A 21,616-nucleotide genomic window follows, 5' to 3' on the forward strand; every position below is an offset into this window, starting at 1 on the left:
AACTGCCATGACTGAAACCACCGCCCGTTCCATTCCCCTGCAGATCGTGCAGGGCGACTCTCCGACCGCCGCGCCGTTGCAGGCCGGGGTCAAGCAGCTGGGCGGTGACAAGATCAACCGCTCGCCGGTGCAGTTCGCCGACGCGCCGGTGCTGCGCAAGCCGTCCTGGATCCGCGTGCGCATTCCTTCGGGCAATGCCGTGCAGAACCTGAAGGCCAAGCTGCGCGAGAACCGCCTGGTGACGGTGTGCGAGGAAGCCAGCTGCCCGAACATCCACGAGTGCTTCGGCCACGGCACCGCCACCTTCATGATCCTTGGTGAAGTCTGCACGCGCCGCTGCTCGTTCTGCGACGTGGCCCACGGCCGCCCGAAGCCGCCGGATGCCAACGAGCCGGCCAGCCTCGGCCAGACCGTGGCCGACATGGGCCTGAAGTACGTGGTGGTGACCAGCGTCGACCGTGATGACCTGCGTGACGGCGGTGCCCAGCACTTCGTCGACTGCATCACCGCCATCCGCGAAAAGTCGCCGGGTACCCGCATCGAAGTGCTGACCCCGGACTTCCGCGGCAAGGGCCGCATGGAACGTGCGCTGGAGATCCTGGCGCAGAACCCGCCGGATGTGTTCAACCACAACATCGAGACCGTACCTGACCTGTACCGCAACGTGCGCCCGGGTGCGGACTACCAGTGGTCGCTGAACCTGCTGAAGAACTTCAAGGCGCAGCACCCGGACGTGCCGACCAAGAGCGGCATCATGCTGGGCCTGGGCGAAGACTTCGAACAGATCAAGGCCACCATGCGTGACCTGCGCGCGCACGACGTGGACATGATCACCATCGGCCAGTACCTGCAGCCGACCGCGCACCACCACCCGGTGCTGAAGTACTGGACGCCCGAGGACTACAAGGCGCTGGAAGTCTACGGCTACGAACTGGGCTTCAGCCACGTGGCCTCCGGCCCGATGGTGCGCTCGTCGTACCACGCCGACGTCCAGGCCAAGGGCGCCGGCGTTTCCTGACATCCTGCCGGCGGGTGGGAGCTGCTTCTCCTGTGGGTGCGGACCGTTGGTCCGCACACCTCTGCCTGCCGTAGAGCCGAGCCCATGCTCGGCTGCTTGCTGCCGGCCAGCCGAGCATGGGCTCGGCTCTACATGCATTCACAATTTGCTACACCGGCCCCGCTAGGCTGGTTTTCCACCGAGCGCGGCCGGGTGACAAACCCGGCAACTTTCGGCACTGTCGTGGTGTCTGAACACCACGCAGTCTCCCCCTTGGCAAGGCGCCTTCGAGCACGTCAATGAAATTCAAAGCCCCCGCATTCCTGATGGCCCTGGCGCTGGTTGCGCCGCTGGCGCTGGCGGCCAAGGCCGACTCGCCGGCATTGCCCGCCGCGGCAACCGCCGATCAGGTGACCACCTCCAAGCTGGTGTACGGCCTGTTGTCCGACAGCCGTTACGCCTACCGCCCGCGCGCGCTGGACGAGGCCACCTCCAAGGACGTGTTCAAGCGCTACCTGGAGACGCTGGACGGCGGCAAGCAGTACTTCACCCAGGCCGACGTGGCGCGCTTCGCGCCGTTCGAAGCCAACATCTCCTCGGCCATCCGTGGCGGCGAGCTGGAGCCGGCGTTCCAGGTGTTCGCGGTCTACAAGCAGCGCGTCGGCGAACGTGTGGCCTATGCGCGCAAGCTGCTCAAGCAGGAGCCGGACTTCACCACCGACGAGCGCTTCGAATACGACCGCAAGAAGGTGCCGTGGGCGGCCAGCAGCGCCGAACTGGATGAGCTGTGGCGCAAGTCGGTGAAGAACGACTGGCTGCGCCTGAAGCTGGCCGGCAAGAAGCCGGACGACATCCGCAAGACGCTGGACAAGCGCTACGCGACGCTGGAGAAGTCGGTCAATGAACTGAAGGGCGAAGACGTCTTCCAGTTCTTCATGAATTCGTACACCAGCGCGGTCGATCCGCACACCGATTACTTCACCCCGCGCACCGCCGAGAACTTCAACCAGGCGATGTCGCTGTCGCTGGAAGGCATCGGTGCGCAGCTGCAGCGCCAGGACGACGTGGTGGTGATCCGCGAGATCATCGCCGGTGGTCCGGCTGCGGTGGACGGCACGCTGAAGCCGGGTGACCGTATCGTCGGCGTCGGCCAGGGCAAGTCCGGCCTGGTCGAGGACGTGATCGGCTGGCGCATCGACGATGTCGTGGCCAAGATCCGTGGCGCCAAGGACACCCAGGTCAAGCTGGAATTCATTCCGGCCGCTGAAGGTGCCGACGGCAAGCACCACACCCTGGTGCTGACCCGCCAGAAGGTGCGCCTGGCCGAACAGGCTGCCAAGGGCGAGACCATGACCATTCCGGCCGCCAACGGCGAGCCGGCACGCAAGGTCGGCGTGATCAAGCTGCCGACCTTCTACCAGGACTTCGAAGGCCGTCGCCGCAATGCGGCCGATTACGCTTCGGCCACCCGCGACGTGGCCAAGCTGCTGGCCGGCTTCAAGAACGACAAGCTGGATGGCGTGGTGCTGGATCTGCGCAACAACGGCGGTGGTTCGCTGGACGAAGCCATTGAACTGACCGGCCTGTTCATCGAGCAGGGCCCGGTGGTGCAGGTGCGCGAGTCCGGTGGCCGCGTCACCGTCAACAGCGACCGCAACCAGGGCGTGGCATGGGATGGCCCGCTGGCGGTGCTGATCAACCGCGGCTCGGCCTCGGCCTCGGAGATCTTCGCCGGTGCCATCCAGGATTACGGCCGTGGCCTTGTGATCGGTGAGACCAGCTTCGGCAAGGGCACGGTGCAGAACATCGTCGACCTCGACCGTTGGCCGAGCGGTGAGACCCAGCGTTTCGGTCAGGTCAAGCTGACCATCGCCCAGTTCTTCCGCATCAGCGGCAGCAGCACCCAGCACAAGGGTGTGGTGCCGGACCTGGCCTTCCCGGCCAGCGTCGATGCCACCGAGTTCGGCGAGAGCACCTACGACAACGCGCTGCCGTGGACCCGCATCGCTGCCGTGCCGCACACCCAGTACGGCAACTTCGCGCCGCTGCTGCCGAAGCTGGAAACCCGCCATGACGCGCGCATTGCCGCCGACAAGGAATTCCAGTGGTGGAACGAGGACGTGCAGCAGTTCCGCACCGAGGCCGCGAAGAAGTACATCTCGCTCAACGAGGCCACCCGCCGCGCCGAGCGTGAGCGCCAGGACACCCAGCGCAAGGAGCGCCAGGCAATGCGCAAGGAACTGGGCCTGGCCCTGGACCCGCTGGCCGATGACAGCAACGACGACGGCCTGACGGGCAACGAGCGCGACATCGTCAAGGATGCCGCACGCGAGAAGGCTGCTGAGAAGCGTCCTGACCCGCTGCTGCGCGAGTCGGCCTCGATCCTGGCCGATGCGGTGAACCTGCTGGCCAGCGACCGCCCGCTGTCGGCGCAGGTGCTGCCGCAGTCCACCGGCGCCGGTCGCTGGGCGGACTGAGCCGGCGACGGCATGCGATATCGCAGGGGGGCCGGCATTGCCGGCCCCTTTTCGTTTGGGTGCCTCCGTCCCGGTAGCGCCGGGCCATGCCCGGCGAGCCACATGCCACAAACGACTTAATCCCCTCCGTCCCTTTTTTGTGCATGAACAGGCAGCAACGGGGTGGCGCGGTCATGCCGGTTTCGACCCGCCGCACACGGCCGCAGGACTACCCTTGGCGGTACCGTCCTCGCAGGAGTACCCATGCGGGCCTCCCGTCTTTCCAGTGCTGTTGTGGCGCTTGGCAGTGCCCTGATCCTGTCGGCCTGTGGTGGCCGCACCGCCGACAGCACGTTGCTGCGCGAATCCTTCGACTCCGGCGACACGTTCTCGCGTACCGTCGATGGCCGCCCGGGCGAAGCCTGTGAAGCCGCGCGACGCACCCTGCTCAGCCAGGGCTATGCCATCGCCCGTGCCGATGACGCACAGGTGGAAGGCAACAAGAACTTCCAGCCGCGCGAAGACGACCATGAGCAGCTGGTGCTGCGCATCTCCTGCGCGCCGCGTGGCAACCAGACGCTGGTGTTCGTCAGTGCGGTGCAGGACCGCTATGCGCTGAAGAAGAGCCCGACCTCAGCCAGTGTCGGTGTCGGTGCGCTGGGCTCGGTATCGCTGCCGTTCGGCAGCAACGACGATTCGTTGGTGAAAGTGGCGAGCAGCACGGTCACCGACGCCGATTTCTATCGCCGCTTCTTCCAGCGCCTGCAGCAGTACCTGCCGCCGGCTGCGGGCATGCCATCACCGTTGCCGCCGCCGCCCTCTGCAGTTCCTGAGCCCGCACCCGCCCGCACGGACCAGGGCTGAACGTGCACGGCGGGTTGATGGGCGCGGCCCTGCTGCTGGCGCCCGTGCTGGGCATGGCGGCCACAGCCGCCGACTGTACGCAGGGGCTGCTGCAGCGGCTGGGCTGGCGTTTCGATGAAGCCGCGCTCAGTACGCCGCAGGTCCACGGCGGCGCAGTGTGTACGCGCGCGTCGCTGGCCGAGTCGCAGGCTGCCGGCGACCTGCACGTGCGCTGGCCGGCAGACATGTCTGCTACAGCGCGCCAGGCGTTGCTGCAGCAGCTGCTGGACGATCCGGCCACGGTCTGCGCCTATGCGTTCCAGCTGGGTGCAGCCACGCAACGTGCCGCTACTGCATTGCAGGGCAATCCAGAATTCCGCTTTTCCGGCCCGCAGCTGGGCTGGATCGGCTTCGGCCTGCAGGGGCCGCGCGCGCAAGGCTGGCAGCGCACGCGAAGTTTCGGCCGTGGTTTCGTGCCCACTGCGAGCAACAGCCAGGCGCTGCAGGCGTTCTACAGCGGCAATGTGCGCGCCGAATGCGGAGTCGGCCGCCAGGTCGCGCAGCTGTCCGCCCAGCGCGAGCTGTATGGCGATGCTGCATTCGACGCCGAATTTGCCGCAGAGGAGTTGTCGATCGGCACGTTCCTCGCCCTGCACGGTACCGACAGCATTCTGCTCGGCGCTCATTCCGGCGATTTCTTCGCCGATGGCAAGGCGGTGCGCACCTCGGCGATGGGGCAACAGGCGTTCGTGGGCGTGCCCGGTTTCATCGAAAATGTGTACGACAAGGGCACGCTGGACGACCTGAGCAACCAGGCCGAGAACTTCGTGGTGGTTGACGTGGGCGCGGACGCTGCGCAGGCCCTGGCCACCCACGGCGGCCTGGCCTGGTACGACCAGCGCAATGTCGAACTATGGAAACTCGCGCAGGACATCCCGCGGATCGGCCAGCGCTACTTCGAGCGCCTGCTGTTCGAGCGCGACCCGGACCTTCGTGCACGGCTGGAACCGCGCTACCACGCCACGCTGGCACGAATGGACCAGCTGCTGGACGATCCGTTCTACCAGCAGTTCGTGATCTATGTGCACCCACGCGGTATACGTCCCATCGGCTACCACGTCGCCCGCCTGCTTGATCGCAACCCACGAACGCCGTTTTCGATCGACCTGGCGGTGCACAATCTGCATACCACGCTCTACCGGCGTTGGCGCGAGGCGCAGCTGCGCCACTGCGCGGCTACCGGCAGGCCAGGCAGCCTGACCCTAGACCCCAACTGAAGGTGAAACAATGGACATTGCAATGATCGGCCTCGGCCGCATGGGCGCCAACATGGCCCAGCGCCTGCATCGCGGCGGCCACCGCGTGGTTGGCTACGACCCGGGCGAAGGCGCCCGCCAGCGCGCCGCCGAGGCCGGCCTGGACGTGGTGGATTCGCTGGCAGCTGCCGTGGCTGCGCTGCCGGTACCGCGCGTGGTGTGGCTGATGGTGCCGGCCGGCGAGACCGTCGACCAGACGCTGGGCCAGCTGACCCCGCACCTGGCCGAGGGTGACATCGTCATCGACGGCGGCAACTCCAACTACCAGGACTCGATCCGCCGCGCCAAGACGCTGGCCGAGGATGACCTGGGCTACGTCGACTGCGGCACCAGCGGTGGCGTGTGGGGCCTGCAGGAAGGCTACAGCCTGATGGTCGGTGGCGAAGCCTCGGTGGTGGAGCAGATCGCACCGCTGCTGCGCACGCTGGCACCGGCCGAAGATCGCGGCTGGGCACGTGTCGGCCCGTCCGGCGCTGGCCACTTCACCAAGATGGTCCACAACGGCATCGAATACGGAATGATGCAGGCCTACGCCGAAGGCTTCGCGCTGATGGAGCGCAAGCAGGAGATGGAGCTGGACCTGGCCCAGGTGGCCGAGGTGTGGCGCCACGGCAGCGTGGTGCGCTCGTGGCTGCTGGACCTGAGCACCGAAGCACTCAAGCGCAATCCGTCGTTGGATGGCATCGCGCCGTATGTGGAGGATTCCGGCGAAGGCCGCTGGACCGTGGCCGAAGCGATCGCGCTGGACGTGCCGGCACCGGTGATCACGCTGTCGCTGCTGGAACGCCTGCGTTCGCGCGAATCGAATTCGTTCACCGACCGCCTGCTGTCGGCGATGCGCAATGAATTCGGCGGCCACGCCATCAAGAAGTCGTAAGCCTTGCTGGGGGCGGAGCCCTTTCCGCAGGAAAGGGCTCCGCCCCCATGAGGCCACACGAGCGCATTCCGATCATTTCCACGCCATCCACGCATGGCGTGGATCTACTGTGCCGACCAACGGTCGGCACCCACCAACAGCCGCGGGAAACTGTCGAAGGCGGGGTGGGTCCGGTTGCGGGGGTGTCCGCGGCATGGATGCCGCGGCCAAGCCCCCAGGGAAGGGTTTACGGCGTCCCCCGCAACCGGACCCACCCCGCCATCCCACGGATAGCCGGCTTTGCTGTTGCTGTTGAGGTTGCCGGCCAGCGGCCGGCACTACCGCTTCTGCGGGTGCAGGGCGCAGCCCTGCCGATCACCCCAACGCGATTCGCCGCCCTTCGCGCGCACTGTCCATGCCGGCCTGCAGCAGCCGCATCAACTGCAATGCCTGCACCGGGCTGACCGTGGCTTCTCCGTCGCCATGCATCGCCGCCGCGAACTGTGCATACAGCCGCCGGTAGTCACCGGGCAGGTTGTCGACCGTCGTGCGCTGCACGTTGTCTTCGGCATCGCAGCGCACCAGCTCACCATGCCGCGGATCGATACCCCAGCCTGGCGCACCGGGTGCCACACCGCGGCGCAGCTGCGCCTCCTGCACGTCCAGGCCGTGCTTGATCCAGCTTGCCTTGCTGCCATGCACACTGAAGTGCGGCGTCTGCGCCGCCACCAGCGAACCGGAATGGATGATCGCGCGATGCCGCGGGTAGTGCAGCACCGCGTGGAAGTAATCGATGCCGCTGCCACCTTCGCGCTGCACGGCCAGATCGGCATCGACCGCCTCGGGCCAGCCGAACAGCACCAGCATCTGGTCCAGCAGGTGCGGGCCCAGGTCGTACCACAGGCCACTGCCGGGGCCATCCTGTTCGCGCCAGCGGTCGCGTACCTGTGGACGGTAGCGATCGAAGTGCGCATGGCACTCGGCAATGTTGCCGAGCGTCCCGTCCGCAAGCAGCGCCTGCAGCGTGAGGAAGTCGGCATCGAAGCGCCGGTTCTGGAACACGGTGGCGATGCGTCCGGCATCGCGTGCCGCAGCCAATACCGTTTCCGCTTGGGCCACGTCCAGCGCGAACGGCTTGTCGACCAGCACATGCTTGCCCGCAGCCAGTGCCGCGATTGCCAGCGGCGCATGCTGTTCATTCGGCGTGGCGATCACTACGGCATCCACGGCTGGATCGTCGAACACCTCCTGCGGCGTGGAACGCACGTGCACGTCGCTGAACGCGCGCAGCAGCGTGTCGCGCTGCGAGCTCACGATGCTGTGCAGCACCAGGCCCGGCGTGTGCTGGATCAGGGGCGCATGGAAGACGCGGCCGGCAAGGCCGTAGCCGATCAGGGCCAGATGCAGGTCGGGGCGCATGGCAGAGCTCCGGCAGTGGGAAGGGCAGGGTAAACGACCCGCGACGGCAACCCCAAACTGAACCGTTGCCGTTGAATGCGGGTCGATTCACGGCAGCGTGACCGCAGCGCCACGCGTGCTCTACGCCTACTTGTCCAGACTGGCAGCACATTCCGCAGGAGTACGACACGATGAGCAATACGACCCGCACGCTGATTGCCTCGGCCCTTACGCTGGCCCTGGCGCTGTCCTCCTCGGCCGCATTCGCCAAGGATCCGGCCGCGAAGAGTCCCCCCAAGACCGATCATTCGGCAATGACCCACGCCGACCGCCATGATTCCAACGAGCCGGTGACCGACAGCTGGATCACCACCAAGGTGAAGGCTGATCTGCTGGCCAGCAGCAACGTTCCGGGCACGGAGATCAAGGTGGAAACGGTGAACGGCGTGGTCAGCCTCAGTGGCGCCGTGGCGACCCAGGCCGAGAAGGACAAGGCGGTCACCACCGCCAAGGGCATCAAGGGCGTGACCCGCGTCGATGCCGCTGCATTGAAGGTCAGTGCTGCTGCCAAGCGCTGACCCCGGTGGGCGCCCCATGCGGGGCGCCCACTGACCTGTAGAGCCGAGCCATGCTCGGCTGGAACTCCAAGGCAGCCGAGCGTGGGCTCGGCTCTACAGCATCGAATTCCGAACCCGTTCAGCCAACCGCGCTGGAAATTCCAGAGTTGTGACCGCCTGCGCTATATTGCCGGTTCCGCCGCAGTGGGGCCGGTAACGGCAGACGCTTTGCGGCTGTGCTGACGAGGAACTATGGCGCTGGTTTTCAGTGATGACATCTGGGACCGCTGGCGGTTGCCGGCCCTGGCGCTGGCCGCTGCCGCGATCATCGTGGTGCCGTGGTTGACCCTGCGCAAACTGCAGCAGGACAGCGAAGATGCGATGGCGTGGGTCAACCATACCCAGGCTGTCGGTGTGGCGCTGCAACAGCTGCAGGCCGATGTACGCGATGTCGAATCGGCCGCGCTGACCCTGTCCAAGGGCGTGGACGCACCTGGCCTGCGCGAGCGCATGGCCAAAGCCAATGACCTTCCCGGGCGCCTGGCCGAACTGGGGCGGATGACCCGCGACAATCCTGATCAGCTGATCCGCATCGGCCGCATCGAGTCGATGCTGGAAGGGCGCATGGCGCTTGCCCGCGAACTGGCAAAGTCCGAGCCCAACAGTGATCAGCGCGAGCTGGTGCAGGATCTGAGCACGCGTTATCCGATCCGTGGCCTGGTGGAGGAACTGCAGGCCAGCGAGCAGAAACTGCTGACACAGCGTGCCGAGCAGGCTGCCCGCCAGCGCAAGCAGACCGAGCTGGTGTCGTGGAGTTCGCTGGTGATCCAGCTGTCGCTGCTCGGCCTGGTGCTGTGGCTGCTGCAGCGGCAGATTGGTCGCCGCCTGTATGCCGAACGGCAGTCGCTGCGCTCGGCCGCACGTGCAGCCTCGGTGCTGCAGACCGTGCGTGAACCGATCGTGCTGCTCGACCGCGACCTGCGCGTGCAGCTGCACAACCCTGCCTTCGCCGAGTTGTACGGGCTGCAGGATGAACGCGCCGATGGCCTGTTGCTGGACACTGTCGGCGACGGCGCGTGGAAGGATCCCGTGATGCGCCAGCGACTGTCCGATGTGCTGTTGCGCGGCCGCGAACTGTGGGACTTCGAGCATGAACAGCGTGCCGCCGATGGCATGGTGCGCTACATGCTGCTCAACGCGCGGCGCATGCCGCTGCCGGACACCGACGACGAAGTGGTGTTGCTCACGATCAGTGACGTCACCGTGCAGCGTGCCGTGCAGTTGCGGGTGGAGGAACTGAACCGCCAGCTGGAAGGCAAGGTTGCGCAGGTGTCCGAGGTCAACAGGGAACTGGAAGCCTTCAGCTATTCGGTCTCGCACGATCTGCGCGCGCCGCTGCGCCACGTGGCCGGATTCTCCGACAAGCTGTCGCGCCATCTGGGCGACGCCGCCGATGACAAGAGCCGCCATTACCTGGAGGTGATCTCCAGTTCGGCGCGGCGCATGGCGGCACTGATCGACGACCTGCTGGTGTATTCGCGGCTGGGCCGCGCGGCAATGCGCCAGCAGGCGGTGGACATGCAGTCGCTGGTGGCCGATACCCGCGCCATGCTCGATTCCAACCTGCAGGCCGAGGCCGAGAACAGCGGCCATGCGCACCACGTGGAGTGGAGCATCGCACCGCTGCCGATCGTGGTGGGCGATGAGAACATGATCCGCCAGGTCTGGCTGAACCTGCTCGGCAACGCGGTGAAGTATTCGGGCAACCGCGAACCGGCGAAGATCCGCGTGGACTACCAGCCGCAGCCTGACGGCGGTCATCAGTTCACGGTCAGCGACAATGGTGCAGGCTTTGACATGGCCTACGCCGGCAAGCTGTTTGGTGTCTTCCAGCGCCTGCACAAGGCCAGCGACTACCCGGGTACCGGCATCGGCCTGGCCAGCGTGCGCCGCGTGCTCACCCGTCATGGTGGCCGTATCTGGGCCGAGGCTGAACCGGACGTCGGCGCCACCTTCCACTTCTACCTGCCTCCCGCGATCGATGCGGACAAACAAGGGCCTTCTGCATGACCACTCTGCGCACCATTCTTCTCGCCGAAGACAGCCCGGCTGATGCCGAAATGGCGATCGACGCCCTGGAAGAGGCGCGTCTGGCCAACCCCATCGTGCACGTCGAGGATGGCGTGGAAGTGATGGACTACCTGTTGCGCCGTGGTGCCTTTGCCAACCGTGAGGAAGGCCTGCCGGCGGTGCTGCTGCTGGACATCAAGATGCCGCGCATGGATGGCCTGGAAGTGCTGCGGCAGATCCGCGAGCACGAAGAGCTCAAGCGCCTGCCGGTGGTGATCCTGTCGTCCTCGCGCGAGGAAAGTGACCTGGCCCGCAGCTGGGACATGGGCGTGAACGCCTATGTGGTCAAGCCGGTGGACGTGGACCAGTTCTTCGGCGCGGTGCAGACCCTGGGAAAGTTCTGGGCGTTGATCAACCAGGCACCGGAACTCGAGTGAGCCCATGCCCCTGACCGGTCCCGCCCTGGGGGCGCTGCGCATCCTGCTGGTGGAGGACTCACCGGAAGATGCCGAGCTGATGTCCGAACAGATGCTTGATGCGGGCCTGGAGGCCCGTTTCGAGCGTGTCGAGAGCGAGGCTGAACTGCGCCAGGCACTGGTCGCGTTCCAGCCGGACATCGTGCTGTCCGACCTGAGCATGCCGGGATTCTCCGGTGACGACGCGCTGCGCATCGTGCGCGAAACCTCACCGGAAGTGCCCTTCATCTTCGTCTCCGGCACCATGGGTGAGGAGAACGCGGTGGCGGCGCTGCAGAAGGGCGCCAATGACTACATCATCAAGCACCTGCCGGCGCGCCTGCCGTCGGCAGTGGCGCGTGCGATCCGCGATGCACGCAGCGCGATCGAGCGTGCACGGGTGGAAACCGAACTGATGCGCGCACAGCGCCTGGAAAGCCTGTCGCTGCTCGCCGCCGGCCTCAGTCACGACCTGCGCAACATCCTGCAGCCGCTGCTGATCATGCCGGACCTGCTGAAGGCGCGAACCGACGATCCGCAGCTGCACCATCTGGCCGATGTCATCGCCGAGTGCGGCCGCCGTGGCCATGAGATGGCCGAATCGATGCTGTCGTTCGTGCGCGGTTCGCGCAAGCCGAGCGAACGCATCGAGATCGATGGCCTGTTCGATGCGGTGGCGCTGCTGTTGCGCAGCAACGTGCCCGATGCGGTGCGCCTGGAACTGCAGGTGCAGGACGAAGGCCTGGTGGTCGACGCCAACTACACCGAACTGCAGCAGGTGATGCTGAACCTGGCGCTCAACGCGATCCAGGCGATGCCCAACGGCGGTCGCCTGAGCCTGACCGCCAGCCATGCCGGCCAGCGCGATGGCGTGGACTGGATGCACATCCGGGTGGCTGACGAAGGGATCGGCATGGATGCGGACACACTGTCGCATCTGTTCAATCCATTCTTCACCACCAAGGCCGATGGCACCGGCCTGGGCCTGATCTCCTGCAAACGCATTGTTGAAGGCGCCGGCGGCAGCATCCACGTCAGCAGCCAGCCGGGGCAGGGCACCTGCTTCGAGCTGCGCCTGCCGATGCACGACGCCATTGATGGCAGTGAGCCGATCGAACAGCTGGTGGCACTGGGCAGTGGCCAGTCGATCCTGGTGGTCGATGGCGAAGCCACGCGCCTGTCGCTGCTGGGCAATGCGCTGTCCAGCCAGGGCTACCAGCTGCAGCTGGCGTCCGACGGCCCGGCTGCGCTGCGCTGGATGCAGCAGGAGGCGTTGCCGGCACTGGTGATCGCCGACGCCGGCTCCAAGCTGCTGCCGGCCAGCCAGCTGTTGGGCGAGATGGCGGCACTGGGCTATCGCGGCCCGGCGCTGGTGCTGGAGGACCCTGCGGTGCCGGTCTCGGCCGATGCATTCCCGGCCGGTGTGGAGGTGCATGTGCTGCGCAAGCCGCTGCAGATGCAGCAGGTCTTCCGCGCGGTGGCCGAAGCGCTGGGTTGATGCCGCTGGGAGTTCTGTAGAGCCGAGCCCATGCTCGGCTGCTGTTCGTATTGACCTCGACAGCCGAGCATGGGCCCGGCTCTACAGGACGGTTTCCCAGGGGAACCGCGGCAGGGCGTCCACCGCCTGTTCCAGCCGCCGCGACCAGTTCTGATGGATGTCGGCATACAACGCCGAATCCGCGCCCAGCCGCAGCTGCTGGCCGATGCGCAGCTCGCCGTGGCGCAGCAGCGCAAGATCGATCGGCAGGCCCACCGACAGGTTGGAACGGATGGTGGAGTCCAGCGAGACGATCGCCGTGCGCGCCGCGTCTTCCAGGCGGGTGGCCGGGCTGAGAATGCGGTCGAGGATCGGCTTGCCATACTTGGACTCACCGATCTGCAGGTAGGGCGTCTCCGGCGAGGCGGCGATGGCGTTGCCGAGCGGGTAGATCATGTACAGACCGGGCCGCTCGCCGGCGATCTGGCCGCCGAAGATCAGCGTGGCCTGGGTGTTGACCCCATCGTGGCCATGTTCGTTGTGGCTGCTGTGCACCTGGCTGTCCACCAGCAGCTGGCCAACGTACTCGGCAGCCTCGAACAGGTGGGTCATGTCGTGCAGGTTGGGCGTGCGTCGTTCACTGGCGTCGCGCCCCAGGCGCGACACCAGCAGCTGGGTGGTGGCCAGGTTGCCAGCCGCCATCAGCACGTAGGCTGCCTGGCCGGGGTACTCGAACACGTGCAGCTTGCGGTGCACGCGCACATCGTCCAGCGAGGCATTGGTCCGGGTGTCGGCAGCGAAGACCAGGCCCTCGTCCACCTCGATTCCAACGCAATAGGTCATGTCGGTGCCCTATCATGTGCGTCCCGGATTGTAGGCAGGCCGCCGTGACGACGGCATGTCCACGCCCCCCAAGTGCCGTCACCTGAACCGCATGACCACCGTGCTCCTGAGCCTGGGCAGCAACGTCCAGCCCCGCCGCTACCTCCACGCCGCGGTGACGGCCCTGCGCGAGCGCTTCGGCGCGCTGCGGGTGTCGCCGGCCTACCGTACTGCCGCGGTCGGCTTCGACGGCCCGGCCTTCCTCAACAACGCCGTGGCGATCGACACCGACCTGCCGCTCCAGGAACTGGACGACTGGCTGCACGCGCTGGAAGACGCGCACGGCCGCGACCGCAGCGGGCCGCGCTTCTCCGACCGGACCCTGGACATCGACGTGGTGTTCTACGGTGACCTGGTGGTGGAAGGCCCCGGCCACCTGCGCATTCCGCGCCCGGAGCTGAAGCATGCCTTCGTGCTGAAGCCGCTGGCCGACATCGCCCCGGACTTCATCGACCCGGTCAGCGGATTGGACCTGGCCACGCTGTGGCGTGCGCACACGCAGTTTGGCGAAGCGTTCGAGGTGGTGGAGCTGGAATGATGGGTTGTTGTTGCCGCTGCGCTCGCCGGGCATGGCCCGGCGCTACCGGTGGTGCCGGCCGCTGGCCGGCAACATTTCAGCTGACGGTGCGCCCACCATCCACGCGCAGGGTGTGGCCGGTGACGAAGCTGGCTTCGGCCACCAGCCAGTACACCGCTTCGGCAATCTCCTCGACCGTGCCGATCCGCGCCAGCGGCGTGCGCGCCAGCAGCGCCTCGCGGGCGAAATCGTCCTTGCCCTGTTCCGGCCACAGGATCGCGCCGGGCGCCACCGCATTGACCCGCACCTTCGGCGCCAGCTCCAGCGCCAGCGAGCGGGTGGCCATCTCCAGCGCGGCCTTGGCCATCGTGTAGGCGATGTGGTCCCGCATCGGGTCGGTGCCGTGCAGGTCGGTCAGGTTGACGATGCAGCCCTGCTGGCGGCGCAGGTAGGGCGCCGCCGCCTGTGACAGCAGCAGCGGCGCGCGCGCGTTGACCGCATACAGCTCGTCCATTGCCTCGGCGGTGACCTGACCGAGCGGGGTGGGGAAGAAGTTGGAGGCATTGTTGACCAGCGCGTCCAGGCGGCCGAAGTGGGTGACGGCCTGTTCCACCAGGTCGGGCAGGGCGTCGGCGTCACTTAGGTCGGCCTGCAGGGCCAGCACGCTGCCGGGGCGCACGTTGTCGAAATCGAACGCGGCCTGCTGCAGCTCGGCGCTGGAGGTGTTGGCATGCAGCACCACCGACCAGCCACAGGCGTGGAACTGGCGGGCGATGGCCGCACCGATCCGGCGCGCGCTGCCGGTGATCAGGACCACGGGGTGGGTGTCGCTCATCGAGGGTCCTCCAAGGCTCGGCTATCCTGTGCACCATTGTCACCGCATTCGAAGACGCCATGCAGCCCACCTTCCCCCTGCCCGAAGCCGATGCCCTGGCCCACAGCGACCAGCTGGCCGCCGCCCTGCGCGCCGAGATCCTTGCCCAGGGCGGGGCGATGCCCTTCTCGCGCTTCATGGAGCTGTGCCTGTATACCCCTGGCTGGGGTTACTACAGCGCCGGCGCCAGCAAGTTCGGTGGCAGTGGTGACTTCACCACCGCGCCCGAGCTTGGCAGCCTGTTCGCCGGCAGCGTGGCCAATGCGCTGGCGCCGGTGTTCGCGCAGCTGGGTGCACAGGCGCGGATGCTGGAACTGGGCGGCGGTACCGGCGCCTTTGCCGAGGCCGTGCTGCTGCGCCTGGCCGAACTGGACGCGCTGCCGTCGCGCTATGCCATCCTCGAACCCAGCGCGGACCTGCGCGAGCGCCAGCAGCAGCGCCTGCAGCAGAACCTGCCGGCCGAGCTGGCCGCGCGCGTGGACTGGGTCGACCGCCCGTTCGAAGAGGACTGGGAAGGCGTGGTGTTCGCCAACGAGGTGATCGACGCGCTGCCGACGCCGCGCTTCCTGATCCGCGATGGCGAGGTCTATGAGGAAACCGTCGAGCTGGATGCCGAAGGCAACTTCATCCGTGGTGCGCAGCCGGCCGATATCCTGCTCAACGGTGCGGTGCGCCACATCGAGCGCTACCTGGAAAAGCCCTTCGCCGAAGGCTACCGCTCCGAGGTGCTGCCGCAGCTGCCGTACTGGCTGCAGGCGGTGGCCGGCGGCCTGCAGCGTGGCGCGATGCTGTTCGTCGACTACGGTTACAACCGCGGCGAGTTCTACCAGCACGACCGCGACGATGGCACCGTGCGCGCGTTCTACCGCCACCACGTGCACAACGACGTGCACCGCTGGCCGGGCCTGCAGGACATTACGGCGTCGGTGGATTTCACCGCGATGGCCGAGGCCGGCATGCACGGCGGTTTCGAGCTGGCTGGCTACTGCAGCCAGGCCAGCTTCCTGCTCGGTAATGGCCTGGACCAGGTGCTGCTGCTGGCCGAGGAACGCACCGACGAGGTCGGCCGCATCCAGTTGCGCGACCAGGTGAAGAAGCTGACCCTGCCGACCGAGATGGGCGAGCGCTTCCAGGCCATCGGCCTGCAGCGTGGCGTCGATTTCGAACCGGCCTTCGAACTGGGTGACCTGAGCTGGCGCCTGTGAGCGAGGTGTTGCCGGTGATCAAGCCGTTGCGGCGGCCGCGGTTGTGGGCCGTGCTGTGGGGTTTGGCCGTGCTGCTGGTGATTGTGGTCTGCCTGATCCCGCCACCGCCGATTCCGTTGCCGGAAAACAGCGACAAGGGCGAACACTTCCTCGCCTATTTCATCCTGGCAGGCAGCGCGGTGCAGCTGTTCCGTCGGGGCCGCCCGCTGCTGTGGGTGGGCGTGGGCCTGGTGCTGATGGGCATCGGCATCGAGTTCGCGCAGGGCGCGCTGACCAGCAACCGCATGGCCGACCCGATGGATGCCATCGCCAACACGATCGGTGTGCTCGCCGGCATGGCCACCGCACTGACCCCGCTGCGCGACCTGCTGCTGCGCTGGCGCGGGTGAGGTTCCTGTAGAGCCGAGCCCATGCTCGGCTTTCCGGTTGAAAAGCAGCCGAGCATGGGCCCGGCTCTACAGTAGATCCACGCGATGCGTGGATCCGGCCGCAAAGCGCCAACCAAGGTTGGCACCTACCTGAGCGTGACCTCATCCAGCACCCACATCGCCGGGCGCGTGTCGCCGGTGAAGTTGATGCACAGATCGCCGTTGCCAGCGGTGCCCTTCGGCAGCGCCGCGCGCAGGGTCACGAAGCCGTCGGCATCGGTCTGCGCCGGCAGCGGCACCTGAGCCAGCACCTTGCCCGTGCAATCACCGCGGCGGATCAGCATTTCACCGTGTGCGCTCCGGGCCTTTTCGAAGCGGCGCTTCGGCTCGTCGTGGGCCAGCTGGAAGTAGTACGGAATACGCCCCGCACGCACTTCCACGTTGCCGATGCCGTCCAGCTGCGCCTGCGGCCAGCGCCAGCACGGCTGGAAGATGTCGACGTTGAACACCGCACGCGTTCCCTCGCGCGGGCCATCGTCTTCCAGGCGCAGCACCAGCCCCTTCTTGCCTACGCAGCTGAGCAGCTCATCGCTGCGGCGGCTGAGCAGCGACTGCGCGGTGAACTCAGCGATGGTCGGCTTCGCAGCCAGCATCTGGCCCTGGTAAAACGCGGCGGCCTGCACGGTGGTCGGCAGCGTCCCGGTCAGCGGTTGCTGGTACAGCGGCGACTGCGCAGTCACTGGCTGGCCATCGGTGCTGTACCGCACTTCATAACCCAGCGGATTGGCCAGCGACACGGTCACTGTGCCGGCCGCGCGGTTGTCGGTGTAGTCCACGCCCACTTCGAACGGGGTCTGCGCATAGGCCAGGCCCCAGGCACGGTAGCGCTGCAGTTGGGAGGGCAGGCGCGCGAGGAAATCGCGGAAGTCGCGATGCTCCGGCGTGCTCCAGCCGGTCTCGGCCACCGCGGCCAGGCGTGGGAACAGGTTGTGCTGCAGGCGTGCATAGCTGCGCGTGTGCTCGGTGAACATGTTGGCCTGCAGGCCCAGGATGTGCCCACGCTTGTCGGCGGCCAGCTCGGCCGGCACCGGCTCGAAGTTGTAGAGCTTGCCGAGGTTGACCTGGGTCGGACGGCCCGGCGGTTCATTTGGCGAGGCCGTCTGCAGGTAATCCAGGTACAGGTAGCCGACCGGCGACATGATCACGTCATGGCCGGCGCTGGCCGCAGCCAGGCCGCCTTCGGTGCCCTGCCACGACATCACCGTGGCCTGCGGCGGCAACCCGCCTTCGAGGATTTCATCCCAGCCGATCAGGCGCCGGTCGTGCTCCTCCAAGAAGGTTTCCAGGCGCTTGATGATGTGGCTCTGCATGGCCATTTCATTCTTGATGCCCAGCGCACGCATGCGCTGCTGCACCTGCTTCGACGCTTCCCACTGGTCCTTCACCGCCTCGTCGCCACCGACGTGCACGTACTTGGCCGGGAACAGCGCGATCACTTCTTCCAGCACGTTCTCGAGGAAGGTGACGGTGCTGTCTTCCACGTTGAACAGGTTCGGGAACACGCCCCATTCGCTGATCGGCTTCAACGGCGTATCGATGGTGCCCAGCTCCGGATACGCAGCAATCGCAGCAGTCGCGTGGCCCGGCACATCGATTTCCGGAATCACCTGGATGTGCAGCTTCGCGGCATAGGCGATCACTTCGCGGATCTGGTCCTGGGTGTAGAAGCCGCAGTACGGATGCTCCTGGCCGCTGACCGGATCGATGCCGCCGTCACCGGCCGGCAGGCGGCAGCTGCCCACTTCGGTCAGCTTCGGGTAGCGCTTGATCTCCATGCGCCAGCCCTGGTCGTCGGTCAGGTGCCAGTGGAAGGTGTTGAGCTTGTGCGCGGCCATCGCGTCGAGCACGTGCTTGATCTCGTCCAGGCTCTGGAAGTGACGGGCGGAGTCGAGCATGAAGCCGCGCCAGCTGAAGCGCGGCGCGTCCTGGATCTGCACTGCGGGCAGCACGCCGTTGCTGCCGCCGGTGGCGAGCTGGGCGAGGGTGGTCGCGCCGTAGAACAGGCCGGTTTCGTTGCCAGCCTGCACCAGCACGCCCTGTGCGGTGCTGTCCAGCGTGTAGCCCTCGCCGCTGTCGCGGAAGGTGGGCACGATCTGGAAGCGGATGCTGCCGGCCTTGGCGCTGGCTTTGCCCTTGGCCAGTGCCAGGCGCGGGCCACCGCTGCGGGCCAGCAGGTCGGCGAACTGGTTGGCGACGCGCTGCGCGGCTTCGCCTTCGGCCTGCAGCACGGTATCGGCGCGCACGGTGATGCCGCTGCCCTGGCCGCGCTGCACGTTGGCCGGGGCGGGAATCAGCATCAGGCTGCCGGCGCGCAGCTGCGGGCCGGGTGCTTCAGCGGCAGGCGTGGGATCGGCGGCGAGTGCCGGCAGTGCCGGCAACAGGGCGAGCAGGCTGCCCAGCAGCAGTGCGCTGCGCATCCGGGCGCGGGAAGGCTTGACCATCGGTACGACTCCTTGGAACGGTGCGATGAACGCTATACATGAAAAACGCCGGGCCCGGAATGACCCAGGCCCGGCGTGCGTGCACGACTCGGCGATGCTGCCGCCGCTGGATCAGTACTTGAAGCGGAAGTTGAGGTAGTACTGGCGACCGTTGCTGTAGAACGAGGTCGGGATGGCCGCGGTCTGGTAGTACTTGTAGGTCGGGTTGTTGAGGTTGAGCGCATCGAAGCTGATGCTCAGCCAGTCGGTGGCCTTGTAGCTCAGCGACGCCGACAGGGTGCCGAAGTCATCCTGGTAGTACGGGTTGGCGCCGGACAGGCCGATCAGGAACGACGAACGGCGCGTGTAGCTGACGCGTGCACCGAAGGTATCGTTCTCGAAGTAGGCACCGACGTTGTAGGTGTTCTTCGAAGTGCCCAGCAGGTTGTCGCTGCCGTCGGCCCAGGTGTGGTCGGTGCTGCCATCGGCGTAGGTGTAGTTGGCATTGACACCGAAGTACTCGCCGATCGGCTGCTCATAGGCCACTTCGATACCGCGGACCTTGCCGTCGGCATTGCGCGGGCGGGAGATGTTGTATTCCTCGAGACGGTTGGTCAGCTCGCTGAACAGCATCTCCTTTTCGGTGCTGAAGGCCACGTAGTCCTTCAGGCGCATCGAGTAGGCACCGATCGACATCATGCCGCGCGGCATGAAGTACCACTCCAGGTTGGCATCGAAGTTGGTCGACACCACCGGCTTCAGCTTCGGATTGCCGCCACCGCCGGTCCGGTTCAGGTCCGAACCGTAGGACGAGGCACCCAGTGCCGAGAAGTCCGGCAGGGTCTGGGTCTGCGAGGCGGCCACGCGCAGCACCAGGTCGTCGCGCAGGTCGTATTTGAAGTTGGCGCTCGGCAGCACGCGGTTGTGCTTGTTCTCGAAAGCTTCGCGGGTCCACGCGCCGAACAGGCTGCTCACGTCCGGCACGGTCGAGCCGGTGGCGGCGGCGTAGGTATCGATATCCTGCTTGATGTTGACGTAGCGCAGGCCGACGTTGCCGCTCCAGCGGTCGCCGCTGAAGTTGCCCTGTACGTACGCGGCGAAGTTCTTCTCGGACACCTTCCACTCGGCGCCGTAGTTGTGGCGGCCGGTCGGGCCGTCATTGCCGGACAGCCAGGTGGAGTTGTTGGTCACCGCTTCCTTCAGCGCACCCGGGGTGAAGTACCACAGGTCACGCGGGAAGCTGCCACCGATGCCGTTGGCAAAGCCGCCGGGGAAGTTGGCGGTAGCGCCGTTCTTCAGCGCATTCCAGATCGCGCCCGGGGTTGCGCCTTCCGGCGACTTGGCCTCGCGCTTGTGGTCGCCGAAGCGGGCGCCGAAATCGATCGAGTTCAGTACGCCAGCGTCGGCGAAGTACTGGTTGAAATCGAGCGTGGCCCACTTTTCCTTGTCGATCGCGGTGACCTGCTGGTTGCCCCAGGTGCCGAAGTCGGTCACGCCGCTCGGGCCGATGTTGCCACCGACGTTCCAGTCGATCGGCGAGCCGTTGCCGTGGGTTGCCCAGGTGGCGCCGCCACCACGGGCAAGGTTGACTTCGGCGATGTACTGGCGCGGCGTTTCGCCGGTGCCCTTGGTGCTGCCAGCCTGGAACTTCATGCCCAGGTTGTCGCTGATCTGCCAGTCGGCATCGAAGGTGATGTAGTTGGTCTTGGCCTTCGACTCGCGGTAGATCATGTCGTACACCGCGTAGTCGCGGTCGGCCTGGCCGGCGAAGGTGGCGTTGGACAGCACGCCATCCTTGACGACGTAACCCGGATTCGGGGCCTGGCCCGGAATCAGGATCTTGTTGCCATTGGCATCTTCAACGGTACGGTCGTTGAGGATGCGGCCGCCCCACAGCATGAAGTTGCGGTTGTAGTTGTTCGCCTTCAGTTCCGAGCTGAAGCCTTCCAGGCCCAGGGTCAGGTTGTCCATCGGCTTGAACTGCAGCGACACCAGGCCGCCCTTGCGCTCGCGGGTCTGTTCGAACAGGGTCGAGCCGAGCAGGCCCGGCGCGTACACGCCGGCCAGGTCCGGGTTGGACTTGGCCACGGTGCCATTCGGATCGATCTGGAAGAAGCCGCCCGGGATTTCCTGCGCTTCGCGGCGCAGCTCGCGCTTCTGGCTGAAGGCCTGCACCATCACGCCGAAGTTGCCTTCGTCGTTCTTGTAGTTGAACAGTGCCGACAGCTGCGGGTCGTTGGACTTGGCCTGGTCCGAACGCACCATGCCGATGGAGCCTTCCGCAGTGAGCTGCTTGGAGAATTCCAGCGGCTTGCGGGTGAGGATGTTGACGGTACCGGTGGTGCCGCCGTCCTGCAGCTTGGCCTGCGAGGACTTGTTCACTTCCACCGAGCGCACCAGTTCCGACGGCAGCAACGAGTAGCTGACGCTGCGGCCGACGTTGTTGCCCTGGCTGAGCACGAACCAGTCGGCGGTGCCGACGGTGTGGCCGTTGATCAGGGTCTGGGTCAGGCTCGGGCTGGTACCGCGCAGGCTGACACGGTCAGCTTCGTCGAAGCCGCCTTCGTCGGCGCTGGACGAGCTGATGTTCACGCCCGGCAGGCGCTGCAGGGTATCGGCGACGTTGTGCGCGGGCAGCTTGCCCACGTCTTCGGCGGTGACCACTTCCACGCGGGCATTGGCTTCGCGCTTGGTATCCAGCGACTTTTCCATCGAACCACGGATGCCGGTGACCTGCACGGTATCCAGGTCGGTGGCGGTCTGGGCGGCCTGCTGCGCGTGCGCACTGAAGGCGATGCAGCTGACGATGGCGGCCGAAAGCAGGGTCTTGCGGGTGTTCATGATGTCTCTCCTCATCACTCGATT

General features: G+C 66.5%; 17 protein-coding genes. 12 read left to right on the plus strand and 5 right to left on the minus strand.

The genetic code is table 11. The features are described from left to right. The first annotated feature begins 7 nt into the window (after positions 1 to 7). The 5 genes from lipA to gnd all read left to right on the plus strand — a co-directional run bounded on the left by lipA (position 8) and on the right by gnd (position 6,489). Positions 8 to 1,018, plus strand: a complete 1,011-nt coding sequence (lipA, locus tag AC5P8D_RS13735; protein ID WP_010480979.1) for a lipoyl synthase — start codon at positions 8 to 10, stop codon at positions 1,016 to 1,018. Between the two features lie 278 nt (positions 1,019 to 1,296). After that, on the plus strand, positions 1,297 to 3,474 hold the full coding sequence (locus AC5P8D_RS13740; RefSeq protein WP_010480977.1) for a carboxy terminal-processing peptidase: 2,178 nt from the start codon (positions 1,297 to 1,299) through the stop codon (positions 3,472 to 3,474). A 243-nt stretch (positions 3,475 to 3,717) separates the two neighbouring features. Next, the gene (locus tag AC5P8D_RS13745; protein WP_049452827.1) at positions 3,718 to 4,317 is read left to right on the plus strand and encodes a DUF2242 domain-containing protein; all 600 of its coding nucleotides are present in this window, start codon (positions 3,718 to 3,720) and stop codon (positions 4,315 to 4,317) included. Positions 4,318 to 4,334: 17 nt separating this feature from the next. Then, entirely contained in the window at positions 4,335 to 5,573 is a 1,239-nt protein-coding gene (locus AC5P8D_RS13750; RefSeq protein WP_305730636.1) for a hypothetical protein, read from the plus strand. Positions 5,574 to 5,583: 10 nt separating this feature from the next. Continuing rightward, complete coding sequence (gene gnd, locus AC5P8D_RS13755; RefSeq protein ID WP_305730635.1) at positions 5,584 to 6,489, plus strand: phosphogluconate dehydrogenase (NAD(+)-dependent, decarboxylating); 906 nt, start codon at positions 5,584 to 5,586, stop codon at positions 6,487 to 6,489. Positions 6,490 to 6,843: 354 nt separating this feature from the next. Here the strand turns inward: gnd and AC5P8D_RS13760 are convergent, their stop codons facing one another. Then, complete coding sequence (locus AC5P8D_RS13760; protein WP_191850022.1) at positions 6,844 to 7,887, minus strand: oxidoreductase; 1,044 nt, start codon at positions 7,885 to 7,887, stop codon at positions 6,844 to 6,846. Positions 7,888 to 8,057: 170 nt separating this feature from the next. On the opposite strand from AC5P8D_RS13760, the gene AC5P8D_RS13765 reads away from it, so the two are divergent. The 4 genes from AC5P8D_RS13765 (at position 8,058) to AC5P8D_RS13780 (ending at position 12,446) form a co-directional block, all read left to right on the plus strand. Then, entirely contained in the window at positions 8,058 to 8,444 is a 387-nt protein-coding gene (locus tag AC5P8D_RS13765; RefSeq protein WP_010480966.1) for a BON domain-containing protein, read from the plus strand. A gap of 231 nt (positions 8,445 to 8,675) precedes the next feature. After that, positions 8,676 to 10,493, plus strand: coding sequence for a sensor histidine kinase (locus AC5P8D_RS13770; protein ID WP_043401644.1), 1,818 nt, complete (start codon positions 8,676 to 8,678; stop codon positions 10,491 to 10,493). Next, the gene (locus tag AC5P8D_RS13775; protein ID WP_005411057.1) at positions 10,490 to 10,930 is read left to right on the plus strand and encodes a response regulator; all 441 of its coding nucleotides are present in this window, start codon (positions 10,490 to 10,492) and stop codon (positions 10,928 to 10,930) included. Before AC5P8D_RS13770 ends, AC5P8D_RS13775 begins: the two co-directional genes overlap by 4 nt. Positions 10,931 to 10,934: 4 nt before the next feature. Next, positions 10,935 to 12,446, plus strand: a complete 1,512-nt coding sequence (locus AC5P8D_RS13780) for a hybrid sensor histidine kinase/response regulator (protein WP_010480961.1) — start codon at positions 10,935 to 10,937, stop codon at positions 12,444 to 12,446. Between the two features lie 81 nt (positions 12,447 to 12,527). Here the strand turns inward: AC5P8D_RS13780 and AC5P8D_RS13785 are convergent, their stop codons facing one another. Beyond that, positions 12,528 to 13,268, minus strand: coding sequence for a proteasome-type protease (locus tag AC5P8D_RS13785; protein ID WP_495203406.1), 741 nt, complete (start codon positions 13,266 to 13,268; stop codon positions 12,528 to 12,530). A 91-nt stretch (positions 13,269 to 13,359) separates the two neighbouring features. Between AC5P8D_RS13785 and folK the strand changes: the two genes are divergently transcribed. After that, positions 13,360 to 13,845, plus strand: coding sequence for a 2-amino-4-hydroxy-6-hydroxymethyldihydropteridine diphosphokinase (folK, locus tag AC5P8D_RS13790; RefSeq protein ID WP_019336898.1), 486 nt, complete (start codon positions 13,360 to 13,362; stop codon positions 13,843 to 13,845). A gap of 76 nt (positions 13,846 to 13,921) precedes the next feature. Here the strand turns inward: folK and AC5P8D_RS13795 are convergent, their stop codons facing one another. Next, on the minus strand, positions 13,922 to 14,659 hold the full coding sequence (locus AC5P8D_RS13795; protein ID WP_495203407.1) for a pteridine reductase: 738 nt from the start codon (positions 14,657 to 14,659) through the stop codon (positions 13,922 to 13,924). 59 nt (positions 14,660 to 14,718) lie between these two features. Between AC5P8D_RS13795 and AC5P8D_RS13800 the strand changes: the two genes are divergently transcribed. Both AC5P8D_RS13800 and AC5P8D_RS13805 read left to right on the plus strand, forming a co-directional pair. After that, a complete protein-coding gene (locus AC5P8D_RS13800; RefSeq protein WP_010480950.1) occupies positions 14,719 to 15,903 on the plus strand; it encodes a class I SAM-dependent methyltransferase in 1,185 nt (394 codons plus the stop codon). Beyond that, positions 15,900 to 16,292, plus strand: coding sequence for a VanZ family protein (locus AC5P8D_RS13805; protein WP_010480949.1), 393 nt, complete (start codon positions 15,900 to 15,902; stop codon positions 16,290 to 16,292). Before AC5P8D_RS13800 ends, AC5P8D_RS13805 begins: the two co-directional genes overlap by 4 nt. A gap of 125 nt (positions 16,293 to 16,417) precedes the next feature. Here AC5P8D_RS13805 and AC5P8D_RS13810 read toward each other — a convergent pair whose 3' ends face one another. Continuing rightward, on the minus strand, positions 16,418 to 18,772 hold the full coding sequence (locus tag AC5P8D_RS13810) for a family 20 glycosylhydrolase (RefSeq protein WP_099560002.1): 2,355 nt from the start codon (positions 18,770 to 18,772) through the stop codon (positions 16,418 to 16,420). A 111-nt stretch (positions 18,773 to 18,883) separates the two neighbouring features. Beyond that, positions 18,884 to 21,592 carry a TonB-dependent receptor gene (locus AC5P8D_RS13815; protein ID WP_495203408.1) on the minus strand — a complete coding sequence of 903 codons (2,709 nt, stop codon included), beginning with the start codon at positions 21,590 to 21,592 and terminating at the stop codon, positions 18,884 to 18,886. Positions 21,593 to 21,616 lie beyond the last annotated feature (24 nt).

The organism is Stenotrophomonas sp. YJH_SMC_101-4 (genome assembly GCF_059370395.1).

Coding starts and splice junctions, on each gene's coding strand:
- lipA (WP_010480979.1), top strand. CDS start 8: ATGACTGAAACCACCGCCCGTTCCATTCCCCTGCAGATCGTGCAGGGC.
- AC5P8D_RS13740 (WP_010480977.1), top strand. CDS start 1,297: ATGAAATTCAAAGCCCCCGCATTCCTGATGGCCCTGGCGCTGGTTGCG.
- AC5P8D_RS13745 (WP_049452827.1), top strand. CDS start 3,718: ATGCGGGCCTCCCGTCTTTCCAGTGCTGTTGTGGCGCTTGGCAGTGCC.
- AC5P8D_RS13750 (WP_305730636.1), top strand. CDS start 4,335: ATGGGCGCGGCCCTGCTGCTGGCGCCCGTGCTGGGCATGGCGGCCACA.
- gnd (WP_305730635.1), top strand. CDS start 5,584: ATGGACATTGCAATGATCGGCCTCGGCCGCATGGGCGCCAACATGGCC.
- AC5P8D_RS13760 (WP_191850022.1), bottom strand. CDS start 7,887: ATGCGCCCCGACCTGCATCTGGCCCTGATCGGCTACGGCCTTGCCGGC.
- AC5P8D_RS13765 (WP_010480966.1), top strand. CDS start 8,058: ATGAGCAATACGACCCGCACGCTGATTGCCTCGGCCCTTACGCTGGCC.
- AC5P8D_RS13770 (WP_043401644.1), top strand. CDS start 8,676: ATGGCGCTGGTTTTCAGTGATGACATCTGGGACCGCTGGCGGTTGCCG.
- AC5P8D_RS13775 (WP_005411057.1), top strand. CDS start 10,490: ATGACCACTCTGCGCACCATTCTTCTCGCCGAAGACAGCCCGGCTGAT.
- AC5P8D_RS13780 (WP_010480961.1), top strand. CDS start 10,935: ATGCCCCTGACCGGTCCCGCCCTGGGGGCGCTGCGCATCCTGCTGGTG.
- AC5P8D_RS13785 (WP_495203406.1), bottom strand. CDS start 13,268: ATGACCTATTGCGTTGGAATCGAGGTGGACGAGGGCCTGGTCTTCGCT.
- folK (WP_019336898.1), top strand. CDS start 13,360: ATGACCACCGTGCTCCTGAGCCTGGGCAGCAACGTCCAGCCCCGCCGC.
- AC5P8D_RS13795 (WP_495203407.1), bottom strand. CDS start 14,659: ATGAGCGACACCCACCCCGTGGTCCTGATCACCGGCAGCGCGCGCCGG.
- AC5P8D_RS13800 (WP_010480950.1), top strand. CDS start 14,719: ATGCAGCCCACCTTCCCCCTGCCCGAAGCCGATGCCCTGGCCCACAGC.
- AC5P8D_RS13810 (WP_099560002.1), bottom strand. CDS start 18,772: ATGGTCAAGCCTTCCCGCGCCCGGATGCGCAGCGCACTGCTGCTGGGC.
- AC5P8D_RS13815 (WP_495203408.1), bottom strand. CDS start 21,592: ATGAACACCCGCAAGACCCTGCTTTCGGCCGCCATCGTCAGCTGCATC.